A 15,659-nucleotide genomic window follows, 5' to 3' on the forward strand; every position below is an offset into this window, starting at 1 on the left:
CTGTGGTACCGCCCCCTCTCAAACTACTGCCGGGGTAATGTCTTTATCGGTTAGGCAACCAGCGGCTGCTCCATATCGTCGAGATCGCGCAGCACATAGCCGCGGCCCCAGACGGTCTCGATATAATTTTCGCCACCGCAGGCCAGCGCGAGTTTCTTGCGCAGCTTGCAGATGAAAACGTCGATAATCTTGAGTTCGGGTTCGTCCATGCCGCCATAAAGGTGGTTAAGGAACATTTCCTTGGTCAGCGTGGTGCCCTTGCGCAGCGAAAGCAGCTCGAGCATCGCATATTCCTTGCCGGTCAGGTGGACGCGGCTGCCGTCGACTTCGACGGTCTTGGCATCGAGGTTGACCGCGAGCTTGCCGGTGCGGATGACCGACTGGCTGTGGCCCTTTGAACGGCGGACAACCGCATGAATGCGGGCGACCAGTTCTTCGCGGTGGAACGGCTTAGTGACATAATCGTCGGCGCCAAAGCCGAACGAGCGCACCTTGCTGTCCATTTCCGAGATGCCAGAGAGAATGAGCACCGGCGTCTGCACCTTGGCGACGCGCAGTTTCTTCAGGACGTCATAGCCATGCATATCAGGCAGGTTGAGGTCGAGAAGGATGATATCATAATCATACAACTTACCCAGATCGAGGCCTTCCTCGCCCAGATCGGTCGAATAGACATTAAACCCTTCGGTCGCGAGCATCATCTCGATGGCTTTCGCGGTGGTCGGTTCGTCTTCAATCAGCAACACGCGCATGCGGCTGGCCCCTCTTTGCTTTTGCAACCCCCGATGCCTGTGCTGCCCGAAGCGGCGACGCAGCCATCGATCGTTATTAACCATAAGGGAAATGAACTGAAAAGGTTAATTTCGTCTTAACGCGCAGGAATCCGCGAGTCGCAGGGAGTCGAATTGGGCAAAAGTGACTCAAATCCTAGGGTTTTGGAGTCTCGAAGGCGTTTAAAAAAATTTCGCCACGGCGCATCAAAAGACCTCAAAATTATGTCCAATTGCCATTTGCCAAGCGGATATTGCGTTGCTAGCCTTAACTTTCAGGGTTTTAACATGCCGCAACTGCACAGCGGGGCGGCATAAGCTGGAGGGCTATGACATGAAATTGCACAAGCTGGCATTATATCTGAGCGCCGCGAGCCTCGCGGCACCGGTTGCGGCGCAGGATGCGAGTATCGCGACCGATACTAAAGCGGCTGAGACTTCGGAGCAGGCGATTGTTGTGACCGGCTCTCGAATCAAGCGCGATCCGAACGACAGCGCTCTGCCTTTGACCGTCATTTCGACTGAAGAGTTGGCCCGTGAAGGCATATCCAGCCCGGAGCAGCTAATCTCCTATCTGAGCACCAATGGATCGGGACCCGACAATTTGGCATCTAACTCGGATGTCGTGACCGGTGCACAGCGCGGCACCAACGGCCTGTCAGCGGCAAACCTGCGCGGACAGGGCTCTGGGTCGACACTGGTGCTCCTCAATGGCCGCCGTGTCGCCGCGCACGGCCTTTCCGGTGCGGCTGTCGACGTCAACCAGATTCCATTTGCTGCAATCGAGCGGATCGAAGTCCTGAAGGACGGTGCCTCGGCAATCTATGGCACCGATGCGATCGGCGGGGTGATGAACTTCATCACCAAGACTGACTATCAGGGTATTGGCCTGTCCGGACTGGTCGATATCACTTCACGCGCCGACAGCGCCATTTATCGCATCGGCGGGATCGCGGGTTATGGCGATCTCGACAATGACGGTTTCAATATCATGGCGGCGGCCAGCTATCGCTGGAACACCGGCCTTCGTGGTGCTGACCGAGCCTTTGTAAATGGGCAGCAGCCTGATCGCGGGCTTTCGATCGATACACGCGGCGTGCCCTTTGCAACCGTGTTCCCGATTAATCCGACATCCAGCGGCGCCAATTATGCGCCGACGGGCACGCTTTTGGGTGCGACAACCACAACCAACTCGACCTATCTGCCCACGCTGGTTTTTCCAGGCACGACCACCCGCGCAGATGGTGGCGTGAACTTGTTGGACATGCCGGGTGGTGCAGGCTGCGAAACGATGGATGGCGGACTTCCCTACGATGATGCGCTGTGGAACAATACCGGAGCGCGTTGGGCATGCGCTTGGGATACGGGCCGTGCGGCTATGCTGCAGCAACCGATCGAAACATTTACCTACTATGGCCGAGGCGTAGCGCGGTTCATGGACGACCATGAAGTGTCGCTGGAAGTTACCGGTTCGAACGCCGTGTCGTCCAAACGGTTTTCCAACGCGCAGGTGTCTTCGAACAACACGACGACACAGGCATTCTATCCGCTGAATGCCTTGACCGCGAGCACGTACAACTATGTGTACAACACACTTTTGGCCCAGTTCCCGGCAATAGCTGCCAACTATGGCAAGCCGATCGGCTTCCGCTGGCGTTGTATCGAGTGCGGTACACGTGAGTACAATACAGATTCAGAGACCTTCCGCGTTGCTTTGGGTGTCGACGGGCCGATTTCGGATACATGGGATTACCGGGCAGGCGCCTCTTACGCACAAAGCGAGACCTCCTCGACTCTCGGCACAGGCTATTATTTCCGCGATACCGTCAACGGAACTCCGGGCTTGGTTACACTCCTGAGCACCGGCGTTCTCAATCCATTCTTGCGCCCGGGCGAGTCTCAGACACCGGCAGCACTTGCAGCACTTGCTGCGGCTTCGGCAGAGGGCGAAACGCTATATGGCGGCCGCTACAAGGTATTGCAGCTCGACTATTCGGTATCGGGTTCGCTGTTTGAGCTTCCCGGTGGAACGGTACAGGCGGCGCTTGGCATCGATTATCGCCGTGAAACATATGAATTTAACGGATCTGCCGCTGCAGCTGCAACGGCACCTGTGATTTTCCTCGCTGCATTCGACAATGTGAACGCCCTGACACCCAAGCACCGCGACATCAAAGCCGCTTATGCCGAAGTGCTGTTCCCGATTATCGAAAGTTTCGAAGTCACGGCTGCAGTACGCATGGACGATTATTCGGATTTCGGTTCGACCGTGAACCCGAAAGTCTCGGCCAAATTCCGTCCTTCCGACTGGTTGATGTTCCGTGGCTCGTACAATACCGGTTTCCGCGCTCCGGCATTCAATCAGATCTATAACGGCGCGACAGAGTCTACTTATTCGGGAAGCGATCTCGTCGACCCTGTTTTGTGCCCGTCACTGACACCATCTTCAACTGCAAGCTCACCTTGCTTCCGAATTCGCCCTGACATCATAACGCGCGGCAATCGCGATCTGCAGCCTGAAACATCCGAGCAGATGAGTTTGGGTGTCGTATTTGAACCGTCTTCGAACTTCAGCGCTTCGGTCGACTGGTGGTCGATCAATATCGACGACAACATCCAGTTGCCGACCTTGTTGCAGATCATCCGCTACTCGACAGATTTGAACCACCTCATCATCCGCAACCCCGCAGGAACGATCACCGATCTGGATCAGGTTTGGCAGAATATGGGTAATCGCCGAACTCAAGGGCTGGAAATCACTCTGCGCGCTGGAGCCGACGCTTTTGGTGGTCGGGTGTCAGCCGGTATGGACGGCACGTACTTGCTGAAGAAGAAAGAAAAAGTAACCGCCAGCGCTCCCTATCAGGATCAAATCGGCATTTTCACCTTCACCGGAGATCTTGGCATTCGTTGGAAGCATAATGCTTTCTTGAGCTGGTCGAATGATGAATGGAATGTCTCGCTGTCGCAGATTTTCCGTCTCGGATACAAAAATGGCGTGTTGCCGGGAATTGCCAATGGCACAGTCACCCGGCCCGGTTATAACAAGCGCGTTAGCGACTATGTGACATACAATCTGTCGGCTGGCTGGAATGCGACGGAAAAGATGCGCTTGACGCTGGGCATCAAGAACATCTTCGATACCGACCCGCCGTTCGCGATCACTTACGACGGCAATACCGGTGCTGGCGGCAGCTGGGAACCACGTGTGGCCGACCCGCGCGGACGCTCGTTCACGGTGGCGGCAGAGGTGAATTTCTGACGCCGTCGCGTCGAACGATCATGACGGGGCTGGCGGCGCTGATGGCGTCGCCGGCCCTGCCTGCTTTGAACGGTGCAGCTTACGCTGCGCCCTTGGCCGGCAAGCGCATCAAACCACCCCGCATCAAGGCCGGCGATACCATCGGCCTGATCGAACCCGCTTCGGCGAGCGATGATCCGTTCGATCTGGTGCTGGTCGAGGAAGCGATCCGGGCGATGGGGCTGATGCCAAAGCGCGCGCCCAATCTGCTCAAACGCTATGGCTATCTCGCGGGGCAGGACAGGGAACGCGCGTCGGATATCAACACGATGTTCGCCGACAAGGATGTGAAGGCCATCTTCGCCGTGCGCGGCGGATGGGGTGCGGCGCGGGCCTTGCCCTTTGTCGATTGGGATGTGGTGCGGGCCAATCCCAAATTCCTGATCGGCTATAGCGACATTACCGCGCTGCACATGGCAATCGCGGCCAAGGGTGGGGCGGTGACGCTGCATGGGCCCAATGCCAGCAGCGCCTGGGGCAAGGCCTCGGTTGAAAGCTTCAAGGGCATTGCCTTTGACGCGGCGACGCCCTTGTTTGAAAACCCGAAAGCCAATGAGGACCGGCTGGTCCAGCGCCGCTGGCGCACGATCAAGATCCGCGGCGGCAAGGCGCAGGGGCAATTGCTCGGTGGCAATCTGACCGTGCTGACCGCGCTTGCAGGCACACCCTATCTGCCCGATTTCACAGGCGCGATCCTGTTCCTCGAAGATATCGATGAAGCCGAATATCGCATCGACCGGATGCTGACCCAATTGGGGCAGGCGGGCGTGCTCAAAGGTCTGGCTGGCGTCGTCTTCGGGCAGTGCACCAACTGCAAGAATGCCGAAGGTAGCAGCTTCACGCTGAACTCCATCCTGCGTCAGCATTTCGAACCGCTGGGTATCCCTGCGTTCGAAGGCGCGTGGTTCGGGCATATTTCCGACCAGTTCACGATACCCCAGGGCGTGCTGGCGGAAATTGATGCCGATGCGGGCACGCTCCGCTTGCTCGAGCCTGCCGTCGCATGATCCGCACCGCGCTGCGACTACTGCTGGCGCTATTCTATGCCTTTGCTGGGGTCGCGCATCTGCAGAACCCGGGCGTGTTTCTCGCGATTACGCCGGGCTGGGTGCCCTATCCTGCCGAGGTTATCGCGCTGACAGGTGTTGCCGAACTGGCTGGTGCGGTTGGCCTTCTTGTCCCGCGTCGCTGGCTCAACTGGGCGCGACCGGCGGCAGGCATTGGTCTTGCGCTTTATGCACTGTGTGTCTGGCCGGCCAATTTCAACCATGCCATCAACAATATCGCGATGGGCGGCGAGACGATGAGCTGGTGGTATCACGGCCCGCGCCTCGCGGCGCAACCGCTGATCATCTGGCTGGCCTTGTGGGTGGGTGAAGTGACCGATTGGCCGTTTCGCAAACGGAACTGATCAGACCGCCGATAACTTCTCCGCCAAAAAATCGATCAATGCCGTCACCCGGCGCGGGCGAAAAGTGCTGGGCGGGGTGACGATGTGGATGGCGATCGGTGGGGTTTTCCAGCCCTGCAATATGGGCTTCAGACGCCCTGCTGCGATGTCTTTCTCGCAGATGAAATCAGGCAACATGCCGATGCCGAGGCCTGCACACAAAGCAGGCAACATCGCCTCGCCATTGTTGACCCGCAGCGGCCCGGATAGGCGCACGACGGTCTCGCTGCCGTCGGGGCCGGTGAACCGCATGCTTTCGGGATTTGAGGCGAGCGAGTAGCTGAGGCAGCGATGCTCGCCCAGTTGCGCCGGATGGCGCGGCTCGCCATGGGCGGCGAGATAGTCAGGGCTGGCGAGGATATAGGCGGTCACGGCGCGCAGACGCCTTGCACGCAACGAACTGTCGGGCAGTGCGCCGATGCGCAGCGCCAGATCGAAGCGTTCGCCGATCAGGTCGACCTTGGCGTCGCTCAGATGCATGTCGATGCTGATGCCGCGATGGCTGCACAGAAATTCGGACAGCAAGGGCGCGACGCGGCTGATGCCATAGTTCATCGGGGCGGCGAGGCGGATCTGGCCGACGGGTTCGCTGGCCTCGTCACGCGCTGCCTCTTCGGCGGCTTCACCGGCCGCGACAATCGCCTTGGCCTGTTCGAGCAGCGACACGCCGCTCTCGCTCAGCACCAGCCGCCGCGAGGTGCGGTGGAATAGCGGCGCGCCGACTTGCGCCTCGAGCCGGGAGACGGCTTTGGAGATGGTGGCTTTGGAAAGGCCGAGCAGTTCGGCCGCGCGCGAAAAGCCGCCTTGTTCGGCGACGGCGGCGAAAATGCTCCAGGCTTCATAGTCGGGTAATCGCATATTTGGAAACAATAGGTTTCTAATGTTTCTATTTCAATCCCAATTCGCAGGCCTATCTTGGCATCATAGAAAAGCCAAAACATAGGTAAGGTATCTCGCTATGATCGACAGCAAAGCAAAGGTGGAAATCCGCCCTTTCGCCAGTCTGGGCGCCGCCAATCACGGTTGGCTCGATGCCCACCACCATTTCTCCTTCGCCAACTATCACGATCCCGACCGGATGAATTGGGGCAGCCTTCGAGTTTGGAATGATGACATTATTCAGCCGCAAACCGGCTTCCCCCCGCACCCGCATGCCGACATGGAAATCATCACATATATCCGCACCGGCGCGATCACCCATCAGGACAGCCTCGGCAACAAGGGCCGTACGGCGGCAGGCGATGTGCAGGTGATGAGTGCGGGCACCGGCATCCGCCACGCCGAATATAATCTGGAGGATGAAGCAACCACGCTCTTCCAGATATGGATCGTCCCCAAACGGACTGGAGGAGCCCCCAGCTGGGGCACAAAGCCATTCCCCAAAGGCGACCGTTCGGGCGCGTGGCAGGTGCTCGCCAGCGGCTTTGAGGAGGACAGCGATGCACTGCCCATCCGCACCGATGCCCGCGTGCTGGGCGCGACACTCAAGGCGGGTGAGAGCTTGACCTATCAGGTTGGCGATCGGCGCTATGCCTATCTGGTTCCCGCCACCGGCGCGATCGAGGTGGATGGGCAACGCGCCAATGCCCGCGATGGTGTTGCCGTCACAGCTGGCGCCATCACCATCACCGCGATCGAGGACAGCGAAATCGTCCTCGTCGCTGCAGACTGAATTCAACTTTCAACAAAGGATCAGGAAATGAACAACATCAACGAACATACAAATGGTGCAGCCTGGCAACCCTGGATCGCAACTTCGGGTCGGGTGCTGTTGGCGGCGATTTTCGTCCTCAGTGGTATCGCCAAACTGGCCGATCCGACGGGCTCGGCGGGCTATATCGCCTCGGTCGGCCTGCCGGCTCCTCAACTTGCCCTTTGGGGCGCTATTGCTGTAGAACTGCTGGGCGGATTGGCGTTGATCGCCGGGTACAAGGTCCGCCTCGTTTCGGCAGCTTTAGCCGCGTTTAGTGTGGTGACCGCAGCTTTGTTTCACGCACAACTCGGCGATCAGATGCAGTTCATCATGTTTTTCAAGAATGTCGCGATGGCAGGCGGCCTGATGCAAATCGTTGCCTTTGGCGGTGGCCGTCTGAGCCTCGACAGCCGCTTCGCGACAACAGCCGATTAATCATGGCAAGGCAGCCCGCCCTATTTATTTCGCACGGTGCGCCTACCATCGTGATCGACAACACCCCGGCCCGGCATTTCCTTGCCGGACTGGCAGGCGGGCTGCCTGCGCAGCCGAACGCGATTGTGATGATTTCGGCACATCATGACGAGCCGCTGGCGTCGATTACTTCTGCCGCCCAACCCGGAACGATCCACGACTTCGGTGGTTTCCCAGAAGAACTGTATCGGATGCGCTATCCCGCGCCCGGTTCGCCTGATCTGGCGCAGCGCATTTCCGGGTTGTTGCAAGGGGCAGGCATTGCCAATCGCCTCGACGCCGAACGGGGTTTCGACCATGGTACTTGGACGCCGTTGATTCTGGCATGGCCTGATGCCGATATTCCGGTCGTTCAGGTCTCGATCAACTTGCGCGAAACACCAGAATATCATTACCGACTGGGGCAGGCGCTGGAGCGACTGCGCGACAAGAATATCCTGATCATCGGCTCGGGCGCGATCACGCACAATCTGCATGCCTTTTTCCGCGGTGGCTATGCGGCAGACGCGCCTGCCCAGCCTTGGGTGACGGACTTTCTAGGCTGGCTCGATGCGCATTTGATTGCTGACGACCATCAGGCGGTCCTCCGCGCTATCGGGCAGGCACCGCATGGCACCGACAACCACCCGACAATGGATCATATCCTGCCATTGTTCGTGGCGCTGGGCGCTGCTGGTACGCAGGGCAAAGCGACCAAGCTCCACGCCAGCGTCGAATATGGCGTGCTCGCAATGGACGCATGGCGTTTCGACTAGCGCGGATAGCGGCGGCTGCCTAAAAGGCCGCATGCCATTCGAACTGCCTGAAGATTTGCTTGAAGAGACCTTTTTGGCGTCAACGGGCCCGGGCGGGCAGAATGTCAACAAGGTGGCGACGGCGTGCCAGTTGCGGGTCGATGTCTATCGGCTGGGCCTGCCGCTCTATGTGTTTCGCAAGCTGAAGACACTCGCAGGCAGCAAGATGACAGGTGCAGGCGAGCTGATCGTCACCGCACGTAGCCATCGCACCCGCGAGGCCAACCGGGCCGAGGCTCGGGCGCGGATCGTCGACCTGATCGACAAAGCTTTCATCCGCGAAGCTCCTCGCGTGAAAACCAAACCCAGCCGCGCTGCAAGGGCCCGACGTGTCGATGCCAAAAAGGGGCGCGGGGAAATCAAGAAGGGCCGTGGTAAAATCCAGCTCGATTGACTATCTGGGCACATATGTACGCATTCGATATCGCAACCGATGTTCCCAAGATGGAACTTTATGCCGAACTGCTCAAGGCCGCTGATGCACTGACGGCTGGTGAACCTGACGGCGTTGCCAATATGGCGAACATCGCTGCTTTGGTCTGGCAATTCGTCCCCGATCTCAACTGGGCAGGCTTTTACCGCATGATCGAGGGCGAACTCGTCCTCGGCCCTTTTCAGGGCAAATCGGCCTGTATCCGCATTCCGCTCGACAAGGGTGTGTGCGGGGCAGCCGCGCGAACTGGAACGACGCAACTGGTCGAGGATGTCCACGCCTTTCCCGGGCATATCGCCTGCGATGCCGCCAGCCGGTCTGAATTGGTTGTGCCGGTGGAGCGCGACGGTTCGGTGATTGCGGTAATCGATCTCGATAGTCCGCTGCCGGGGCGGTTCGATGCTGACGATGCAGCGGGCATCGAAGCGCTCGCCGCGCTGCTCGCAACCCGCATCTGAACCACTGCTTCATTTTGGAACAAAAGTTCTAGGGCGCCCGCAATTTACATTCGCGTCATGGTGCCACCTTCAAAATAATGTTAAGCACTTCTTAACTATCGAAGAATGCGCACAAAGCGGCTCTTCGTGACTAGGGAGCGATTAACCATGAAAGTCCTCTTGATTGCGAGCCTTGCGACCAGCGTCTTGGTGGCGATGCCAGCACAGGCCGTCAGCGACTCGGGCAAGAAACATCACGATCACGCCGAATATGGCCCGGCCATGGGTGCTGATAACGGGATCTATGATCTTGATGGGCCCGGCATGCCGACCTATTCAGATGCCAGCGGCGTGCGCTATGAATATCAGGGTGAATGGACCAAGGGCCAATATGTCGACAAGGCTGGCCGGGTCTATGAAGGCCAGTGGAACGGCACCGTGACCCGTCATGGCGAGGGCCATGCTGCCGTCCCGCATCATCCGATACCTCCCCATGCCATGCCCGCGCCGGGCGCGCCTTATGACGTGCCTCATGCCGCTCCTTATCCGATGCCGCCCGCACATGGTGCAGGCTATGACAATCGCGAATATGAAAAATGCTTGAAGAGCGACGGCGTTGGCGGTGCAGCCATCGGCGCGATCTTGGGTGCGATTGCAGGTAACCGCATTGCAGGGCGTGGCAACAGGACCGAAGGCTCGCTCATTGGCGGTGGCCTAGGTGCGCTGGCAGGTCTCGGTGTCGAAAAGTCGATGAAGAAATGCGAAAAATATCTGTCGCGCGACGGCGGATATAAGGCCGGCTATGGCCACGCCTATGGCGCCTATCCCTATGGCTATTATTACTATCCGGCGCCGATGGTCACCTATTCGATGGTGCCCGTTACCACGACCACGGTTACCGAAGAAATCTACTATGAAACGGTGCCGGTAAAGCGCAAGGCCGTGCGCAAATGGAAAGCAAAGCCCAAGGCGAAACCGCGCTGCGTTTGCCGCTAAGCGGTGGCCGTACTATCAATGGATTTGTAGTAGCGGCTGCTCAATTGCGAAACATTCTGTTCGTCTTTCCCGCCTTCGCGGGAACGACGAAGTTTTTAATCGTCGAAACTTTTGCATCTTAATCTCTTGAACCAAATTCTCCGCGTTTATGCGGGAAGCCTAGACGCATCCCAACGTCAAAGTTGACAAAACTGACACCAATGCCGCTCATGGGATTTTGCCCATCGTTACGATCAGGGTGACAAATGGGTGACATAGATGACGCCAAAATTGGCACTTTCAAAAACTGTGGCGACAGGAAATTTCCAACATAGCCTAAATGTGGTTTTGTGCTTTTTTTGAAGACATGAAACTCAACATTGTCAAAGAGCCATCCCTCTGCACTTGAGCAGCGAGCATGGTCAAGCTGGCAAAAGAAATCCAACATTTCAAGAGGATGTTGTATATCGGGGCGAGTTGCTCGCCGCGCAATCCCGAGCCAGATCGTCAGCTGAAAAGATCGGCCTGTTCGCTGCTTTCGAATTCGACCCAGCCATCGGGGCTTAGCATTTCGAGCGGTCGGTAGCGGGTCTTGTACTGCATTCGCGCCGCACCTTCGACCCAATAGCCCAAATAGACATAGGGCAGGCCGGCGTTGCGAGCACGCATGATGTGATCCATGATGATGAAGTTGCCCAAGCCCGGCCGGCCCTCGGCTTCGGCATCATAGAAACTATAGACCATCGACAGACCGTCCGACTGCTGGTCGGTAATGCACGCGCCGATCAGTTCACCCTGCGCGCCATAGCGGGCAGGCAGGCGATATTCGACGACATGGCTGTGCACCGGGGTCTGCTCGACCATGTCGGCATAGTCCATATCGTCCATGTCGGCCATGCCGCCTTCTGGATGGCGCTGCTTCAGATAGCGGCGGAGCAGATCATATTGTTCATTGGTCGACCAAGGGCGACAGGCGCCGACCTGAAGGTCGGAATTGCGCTTCAATATCTTACGCTGCGTGGCATTGGGCTGGAAACCATCGGTCAAGATGCGAACAGGGACGCACGCCTTGCAGTCGATGCAGCTCGGGCGATAGGCGACATTCTGGCTGCGACGAAATCCGATGCGGCCCAGCGCTTCATTGAGTTCGCTTGCATGCGCGCCGTTGAGTTCGGTGAACACCTTCCGCTCGGTCTTGCCCGCTATATACGGGCAAGGGGCGGGGTTTGTGACAAAGAAGCGCGGAAAGCGGACTGGTGCGCTCATAGTAAACCCGACCTCGCCTAAGCTTGTGTTATGCTGGGGTTATGACGCTTTACACCGGTGCTGAAAAGAGCATTTACCATCATTGTCCGATGGCATTGATTTTGTTCAATTCAGTTCGACGCGTTCGACCTTGTAGCCTGCATCTTTAAGCGAATCGACCAGGCCCTGCAGCTGCTCGGCATCGCGCGCCTCGCACTCAATATCAGTGATCAAGCCCTTGGCAGGCAAGGTCGTGAAGATGCGCTGGTGATAGATTTCGATGATGTTGATGTTATGCTCGTTGAACAGCTTCATCACCTTGTACAGCGCGCCCGGGCGGTCCTGTAGCGTGATGCGCAGACGAGCGAGACGACCCGAACGGGCCAAATCGCGCAGCAATACATTGGCGAGCAGGCGGGTGTCGATGTTACCGCCGCTCAGCACGATTCCCACATTCTTGCCTTTGAACTTTTCAGGGTAAGCCATCACAGCGGCGAGGCCCGCTGCACCACCGCCTTCAACCACGGTCTTTTCGATCTGCAGGAGCAGACTGACTGCGGTTTCCAGTTCAGGCTCAGAGACCAACACGATGTCGTCGACGATGTCGCGAATGACTTTCGAGGTGAATTCGCCCGGCACCTTTACCGCAATACCTTCGGCTAGCGTATCGCCCTCGCACGGCATCTGCTTGTTATTGAGCAGCGCGTACATCGAAGGATAAAGCTCTGCCTGCACACCGACCAGTTCGATATCCGGATTGATGCCGCGCGCAGCGGTGCCCATACCAGAAAGGAGGCCGCCGCCGCCGATTGGCACAACCAACGTGTCGATCGTCGGGATCTCTTCGAGCATTTCGAGGGCAACGGTGCCTTGGCCGGCCGCAACATCTGCGTCGTCGAAGGGATGAACAAAGGTCAGCCCCAGTTCCTTTTCGAGCAACCGCGCATGCTTGTAGGCGTCGTCGAACTTCTCACCTTCAAGGACCACTTTGCCACCGACAGCCTCGGTCTGCATCACTTTCACTGTCGGCGTGGTTTTGGGCATCACGATGGTGACGGGAACGCCCAGCCGTGTGCCGTGATAACTCAAGCCCTGCGCATGATTGCCAGCCGAGGCCGCAATCACGCCGCGACTGCGCGCTTCCTCTGGCATTAGCAGCAGCGCGTTGAGCGCCCCGCGTTCTTTATAGGCGGCAGTGAACTGCAGATTTTCGAACTTCAGATAAATATTCGCGCCGGTCAGGTTGGACAGCGTTTTGCTGTGCAAAGTGGGCGTCGCAACGATTGCATCACGGATACGCTCGTGCGCGGCGCGGACATCGGCAAGGGTCAGAAGATCGGACATAGTGGCGCGGGCCCTAACCTATCTGGCGCAAAGTGAAAACAGTGATTAGAGCGAAGCTATGGGAAGAATAGCTTTTATCGGATTGGGCGTGATGGGCGGCCCGATCGCACGTCACCTTCGCAATGCTGGTCATGCAATGACTGTGTACAACCGTTCGTCCGTCAAGGCGGACAAATGGGTTGCCGAACATGGCGGGCAAAAGGCTTCGTCGCCGGCTGAGGCGGCAAAGGACGCCGAGTTTGTTGTCAGCTGTGTGGGTACCGATGACGACCTGGCCAGCATCACCCTTGGCCGCGACGGCGTCTTCGCTGCAATGCCCAAGGGCAGCACCTTCATTGACCATACGACTGTATCAGCCAGGATCGCCCGCCAGCTGGCGGTGGAAGCCAAAGGACGCGGTATCCATTGCGTTGATGCGCCTGTGACCGGCGGGCAGGCTGGAGCAGAGAATGGCACGCTGGCGATCATGTGCGGTGGCACTCAGTCCGCGGTGGAATCGGCCACGCCAGTGATGGCGGCTTATTCCAAAAGGGTGGTCCATGTTGGCGGCCCCGGCGACGGGCAAACTGCGAAGATGGTCAACCAGATTTGCATTGCCGGCGTATTGCAGGGGCTTTCCGAAGCGTTGCACTTTGCGCAATGCGCCGAACTAGATCTCGACAAAGTGTTTGATGCGATTTCGGGTGGTGCTGCGCAAAGCTGGCAGATGGATAATCGTTGGGCGACGATGGCGAAGGGCGAGTTCGACTTTGGCTTTGCGGTCGACTGGATGCGCAAGGATCTGGGGCTGGCGATCGATGAAGCGCGCGCCAATGGTGCGAGCATACCTATCGCCGCGATGACCGACCAGTTCTTCTCAGACATCCAATATATGGGCGGCGGGCGTCAGGATACGAGCGCGCTGGTGCGGAGGTTGCCGAAACGATGAGAGCTATGTTGCTGATGGCTGCGGCGTGTATCGCTCTGTCCGCCCCTGCCTATGCCGATGGCATGGTTGAAAATGTCAACGGCATCACGCTCGACAAGGATGGCAAGATCATCCGCTTCTCGGCGCTATTGATCGACAAGGACGGCAAGGTCAGCCAGCTTTTGACCAGCAAGGAAAAGGCGCCCAAGCAGCTCGATTTCCGCCATGACGGGCGCGGTCTGACGATGCTGCCAGGGCTGATTGATGCGCATGGCCATGTCATGGGTTTGGGTTTTGCCGCACTGACACTCGATCTGTCGGGGACAAACTCGCTGGCCGAGGCGCAGGCAGCTATCAAGGCCTATGCCGCCAAATATCCCGAGCGGCGATGGATCGTCGGGCGTGGTTGGAACCAGGAAAAATGGGGGCTGGGTCGTTTTCCGACCGCCGCCGATCTCGATGCAGTTGTAGCCGATCGTCCAGTCTGGCTGGAGCGGATCGACGGTCATGCAGGCTGGGCCAACAGCCGCGCGATGGAAATTGCAGGTGTCACTTCGGCGACCAAATCTCCAGCTGGCGGTCGTATCGAAATAGCTGGAGCAAAGCCCAGCGGTATCTTTGTTGATGCAGCCAGCGAGCTTGTGGCCAAACATATTCCGGCGCCCAAACCGGGCGAACGCGATCTAGCATTGGCGGAGGCGCAAAAAGCGCTTCTGTCGGTGGGCGTAACCAGCATTGCCGACATGGGCACCACAATCGAAGACTGGCAAAGCTACCGCCGCGCGGGTGACGATGGCTGGCTGTCGATCCGTATCGCTGGCTATGCCGGCGGCATCGACAATATGGTCGCGATCGCCGGGCCGCGCCCGACGCCCTGGCTTTATGACGACAAGCTGCGCCTTGGTGGTGTGAAGCTCTATCTCGACGGCGCGCTGGGTAGCCGCGGAGCCTGGTTGAAGAAGCCTTATGCCGACGCACCGGGCCAAACCGGCCTCTCCTTCCTTGCCAGTGCCGAAATCCGCAATCTGATGGTGCGCGCTTCTATGGACGGTTTCCAGACGGCGGTGCACGCGATCGGCGATGCTGCCAATGCTGATGCCATTGGAGCGGTGGAGGATCTGGCTGAAACCTATCCGGGTGACCGGCGCTGGCGGATCGAACATGTCCAGATTGTCGACCCAGCCGATTTGCCGCGCTTGGCCAAGCACGGCATCATTTCTTCGATGCAGCCTGTGCACCAGACTTCGGACCGGTTAATGGCCGAGGTTCGGCTTGGGCCTGGCCGCTTGGCCGGAGCCTATGCTTGGAATTCGATCCTGAAAGCGGGTGGAAAGCTTGCCTTTGGTTCAGATACGCCGGTTGAGGCACCCAACCCATTTGCGGGCATCGCCGCCGCAATCACGCGTGAAGATGAAAAGGGGCAGCCTTTCGGCGGCTGGATACCCGCCGAGCGCGTATCGCGCGAGCAGGCCTTGGCAGGGTTCACTACCGGCGCTGCCTATGCAGCCTTTGCTGAGGGGAAAGTCGGATCTCTAACCCCGGGACACCGTGCGGACTTCATTCTTGTTGATACAGACCCGCTATTAGCGGCGCCTGCCCAGATCCGTGGAACCGTGGTCAAAGAAACCTGGCTGGGCGGCCGACCGGTCTATTCACAGGGCAGTATCTCCAAATAGACGCGTCAAGATTATCGGCCTCGGTCAAGAGCGACCGCGCAACAATATGTTTAATTAATCGATTAAACTATTCTTTGCTATTGCAGCTTGTTGCAGTTGAGCAACATTCTTTGAAAATATGTTGCCGAGATGCCGGGCGCAGGTGACTTATGTGTATAGA

The 15,659-nt window shown here is 58.2% G+C and carries 16 protein-coding genes; 11 read left to right on the forward strand and 5 right to left on the reverse strand.

What is annotated here, in order from left to right; all coding sequences use genetic code 11:
• Positions 1–50 precede the first annotated feature (50 nt).
• Positions 51–752 carry a response regulator transcription factor CtrA gene (gene ctrA / locus ABL922_RS10855; protein WP_115549992.1) on the reverse strand — a complete coding sequence of 234 codons (702 nt, stop codon included), beginning with the start codon at positions 750–752 and terminating at the stop codon, positions 51–53.
• Between the two features lie 352 nt (positions 753–1,104).
• On the opposite strand from ctrA, the gene ABL922_RS10860 reads away from it, so the two are divergent.
• From ABL922_RS10860 to ABL922_RS10870, 3 genes are read left to right on the forward strand one after another with little or no spacing between them, the layout of a single operon-like run.
• Positions 1,105–4,032 carry a TonB-dependent receptor gene (locus ABL922_RS10860; RefSeq protein ID WP_349024232.1) on the forward strand — a complete coding sequence of 976 codons (2,928 nt, stop codon included), beginning with the start codon at positions 1,105–1,107 and terminating at the stop codon, positions 4,030–4,032.
• A gap of 41 nt (positions 4,033–4,073) precedes the next feature.
• Positions 4,074–5,078, forward strand: coding sequence for an LD-carboxypeptidase (locus ABL922_RS10865; RefSeq protein ID WP_349024233.1), 1,005 nt, complete (start codon positions 4,074–4,076; stop codon positions 5,076–5,078).
• Positions 5,075–5,482, forward strand: coding sequence for a DoxX family protein (locus ABL922_RS10870; protein ID WP_349024234.1), 408 nt, complete (start codon positions 5,075–5,077; stop codon positions 5,480–5,482). The genes ABL922_RS10865 and ABL922_RS10870 overlap by 4 nt, the downstream gene beginning before the upstream one ends.
• Here ABL922_RS10870 and ABL922_RS10875 read toward each other — a convergent pair whose 3' ends face one another.
• Positions 5,483–6,379 carry a LysR family transcriptional regulator gene (locus ABL922_RS10875; RefSeq protein WP_349024235.1) on the reverse strand — a complete coding sequence of 299 codons (897 nt, stop codon included), beginning with the start codon at positions 6,377–6,379 and terminating at the stop codon, positions 5,483–5,485.
• A 100-nt stretch (positions 6,380–6,479) separates the two neighbouring features.
• Here ABL922_RS10875 and ABL922_RS10880 point away from each other — a divergent pair, with 100 nt between their 5' ends.
• From ABL922_RS10880 to ABL922_RS10905, 6 genes are all read left to right on the forward strand, one after another.
• Positions 6,480–7,193 carry a pirin family protein gene (locus tag ABL922_RS10880; RefSeq protein ID WP_349024236.1) on the forward strand — a complete coding sequence of 238 codons (714 nt, stop codon included), beginning with the start codon at positions 6,480–6,482 and terminating at the stop codon, positions 7,191–7,193.
• Between the two features lie 27 nt (positions 7,194–7,220).
• The gene (locus tag ABL922_RS10885) at positions 7,221–7,649 is read left to right on the forward strand and encodes a DoxX family protein (protein ID WP_349024237.1); all 429 of its coding nucleotides are present in this window, start codon (positions 7,221–7,223) and stop codon (positions 7,647–7,649) included.
• Between the two features lie 2 nt (positions 7,650–7,651).
• The gene (locus tag ABL922_RS10890) at positions 7,652–8,443 is read left to right on the forward strand and encodes a class III extradiol ring-cleavage dioxygenase (RefSeq protein WP_349024238.1); all 792 of its coding nucleotides are present in this window, start codon (positions 7,652–7,654) and stop codon (positions 8,441–8,443) included.
• Between the two features lie 31 nt (positions 8,444–8,474).
• Positions 8,475–8,876, forward strand: a complete 402-nt coding sequence (arfB, locus tag ABL922_RS10895) for an alternative ribosome rescue aminoacyl-tRNA hydrolase ArfB (RefSeq protein WP_349024239.1) — start codon at positions 8,475–8,477, stop codon at positions 8,874–8,876.
• A 14-nt stretch (positions 8,877–8,890) separates the two neighbouring features.
• Positions 8,891–9,373: a GAF domain-containing protein gene (locus ABL922_RS10900; protein WP_349024240.1), complete on the forward strand. Its 483-nt coding sequence runs from the start codon at positions 8,891–8,893 to the stop codon at positions 9,371–9,373.
• Between the two features lie 147 nt (positions 9,374–9,520).
• Positions 9,521–10,348, forward strand: a complete 828-nt coding sequence (locus tag ABL922_RS10905) for a hypothetical protein (RefSeq protein ID WP_349024241.1) — start codon at positions 9,521–9,523, stop codon at positions 10,346–10,348.
• Positions 10,349–10,466: 118 nt separating this feature from the next.
• Here the strand turns inward: ABL922_RS10905 and ABL922_RS10910 are convergent, their stop codons facing one another.
• The 3 genes from ABL922_RS10910 to ABL922_RS10920 all read right to left on the reverse strand — a co-directional run bounded on the left by ABL922_RS10910 (position 10,467) and on the right by ABL922_RS10920 (position 12,916).
• Positions 10,467–10,775: a hypothetical protein gene (locus tag ABL922_RS10910; protein WP_349024242.1), complete on the reverse strand. Its 309-nt coding sequence runs from the start codon at positions 10,773–10,775 to the stop codon at positions 10,467–10,469.
• A 59-nt stretch (positions 10,776–10,834) separates the two neighbouring features.
• Positions 10,835–11,593: an arginyltransferase gene (locus ABL922_RS10915; protein ID WP_349024243.1), complete on the reverse strand. Its 759-nt coding sequence runs from the start codon at positions 11,591–11,593 to the stop codon at positions 10,835–10,837.
• A 105-nt stretch (positions 11,594–11,698) separates the two neighbouring features.
• Complete coding sequence (locus ABL922_RS10920; RefSeq protein ID WP_349024244.1) at positions 11,699–12,916, reverse strand: threonine ammonia-lyase; 1,218 nt, start codon at positions 12,914–12,916, stop codon at positions 11,699–11,701.
• Between the two features lie 58 nt (positions 12,917–12,974).
• Between ABL922_RS10920 and ABL922_RS10925 the strand changes: the two genes are divergently transcribed.
• Entirely contained in the window at positions 12,975–13,844 is an 870-nt protein-coding gene (locus ABL922_RS10925) for an NAD(P)-dependent oxidoreductase (protein WP_349024245.1), read from the forward strand.
• Complete coding sequence (locus ABL922_RS10930; RefSeq protein WP_349024246.1) at positions 13,841–15,499, forward strand: amidohydrolase family protein; 1,659 nt, start codon at positions 13,841–13,843, stop codon at positions 15,497–15,499. Before ABL922_RS10925 ends, ABL922_RS10930 begins: the two co-directional genes overlap by 4 nt.
• Positions 15,500–15,659: the final 160 nt, after the last annotated feature.

The sequence above is a fragment of the Sphingorhabdus sp. genome, assembly GCF_040079335.1.
GTDB lineage: Bacteria > Pseudomonadota > Alphaproteobacteria > Sphingomonadales > Sphingomonadaceae > Sphingorhabdus_B.

What these genes read in the sequence shown, in the direction of transcription:
- ctrA (WP_115549992.1), bottom strand. Translation starts at nt 752, where the DNA reads ATGCGCGTGTTGCTGATTGAAGACGAACCGACCACCGCGAAAGCCATC.
- ABL922_RS10860 (WP_349024232.1), top strand. Translation starts at nt 1,105, where the DNA reads ATGAAATTGCACAAGCTGGCATTATATCTGAGCGCCGCGAGCCTCGCG.
- ABL922_RS10865 (WP_349024233.1), top strand. Translation starts at nt 4,074, where the DNA reads ATGGCGTCGCCGGCCCTGCCTGCTTTGAACGGTGCAGCTTACGCTGCG.
- ABL922_RS10870 (WP_349024234.1), top strand. Translation starts at nt 5,075, where the DNA reads ATGATCCGCACCGCGCTGCGACTACTGCTGGCGCTATTCTATGCCTTT.
- ABL922_RS10875 (WP_349024235.1), bottom strand. Translation starts at nt 6,379, where the DNA reads ATGCGATTACCCGACTATGAAGCCTGGAGCATTTTCGCCGCCGTCGCC.
- ABL922_RS10880 (WP_349024236.1), top strand. Translation starts at nt 6,480, where the DNA reads ATGATCGACAGCAAAGCAAAGGTGGAAATCCGCCCTTTCGCCAGTCTG.
- ABL922_RS10885 (WP_349024237.1), top strand. Translation starts at nt 7,221, where the DNA reads ATGAACAACATCAACGAACATACAAATGGTGCAGCCTGGCAACCCTGG.
- ABL922_RS10890 (WP_349024238.1), top strand. Translation starts at nt 7,652, where the DNA reads ATGGCAAGGCAGCCCGCCCTATTTATTTCGCACGGTGCGCCTACCATC.
- arfB (WP_349024239.1), top strand. Translation starts at nt 8,475, where the DNA reads ATGCCATTCGAACTGCCTGAAGATTTGCTTGAAGAGACCTTTTTGGCG.
- ABL922_RS10900 (WP_349024240.1), top strand. Translation starts at nt 8,891, where the DNA reads ATGTACGCATTCGATATCGCAACCGATGTTCCCAAGATGGAACTTTAT.
- ABL922_RS10905 (WP_349024241.1), top strand. Translation starts at nt 9,521, where the DNA reads ATGAAAGTCCTCTTGATTGCGAGCCTTGCGACCAGCGTCTTGGTGGCG.
- ABL922_RS10910 (WP_349024242.1), bottom strand. Translation starts at nt 10,775, where the DNA reads ATGTTGGATTTCTTTTGCCAGCTTGACCATGCTCGCTGCTCAAGTGCA.
- ABL922_RS10915 (WP_349024243.1), bottom strand. Translation starts at nt 11,593, where the DNA reads ATGAGCGCACCAGTCCGCTTTCCGCGCTTCTTTGTCACAAACCCCGCC.
- ABL922_RS10920 (WP_349024244.1), bottom strand. Translation starts at nt 12,916, where the DNA reads ATGTCCGATCTTCTGACCCTTGCCGATGTCCGCGCCGCGCACGAGCGT.
- ABL922_RS10925 (WP_349024245.1), top strand. Translation starts at nt 12,975, where the DNA reads ATGGGAAGAATAGCTTTTATCGGATTGGGCGTGATGGGCGGCCCGATC.
- ABL922_RS10930 (WP_349024246.1), top strand. Translation starts at nt 13,841, where the DNA reads ATGAGAGCTATGTTGCTGATGGCTGCGGCGTGTATCGCTCTGTCCGCC.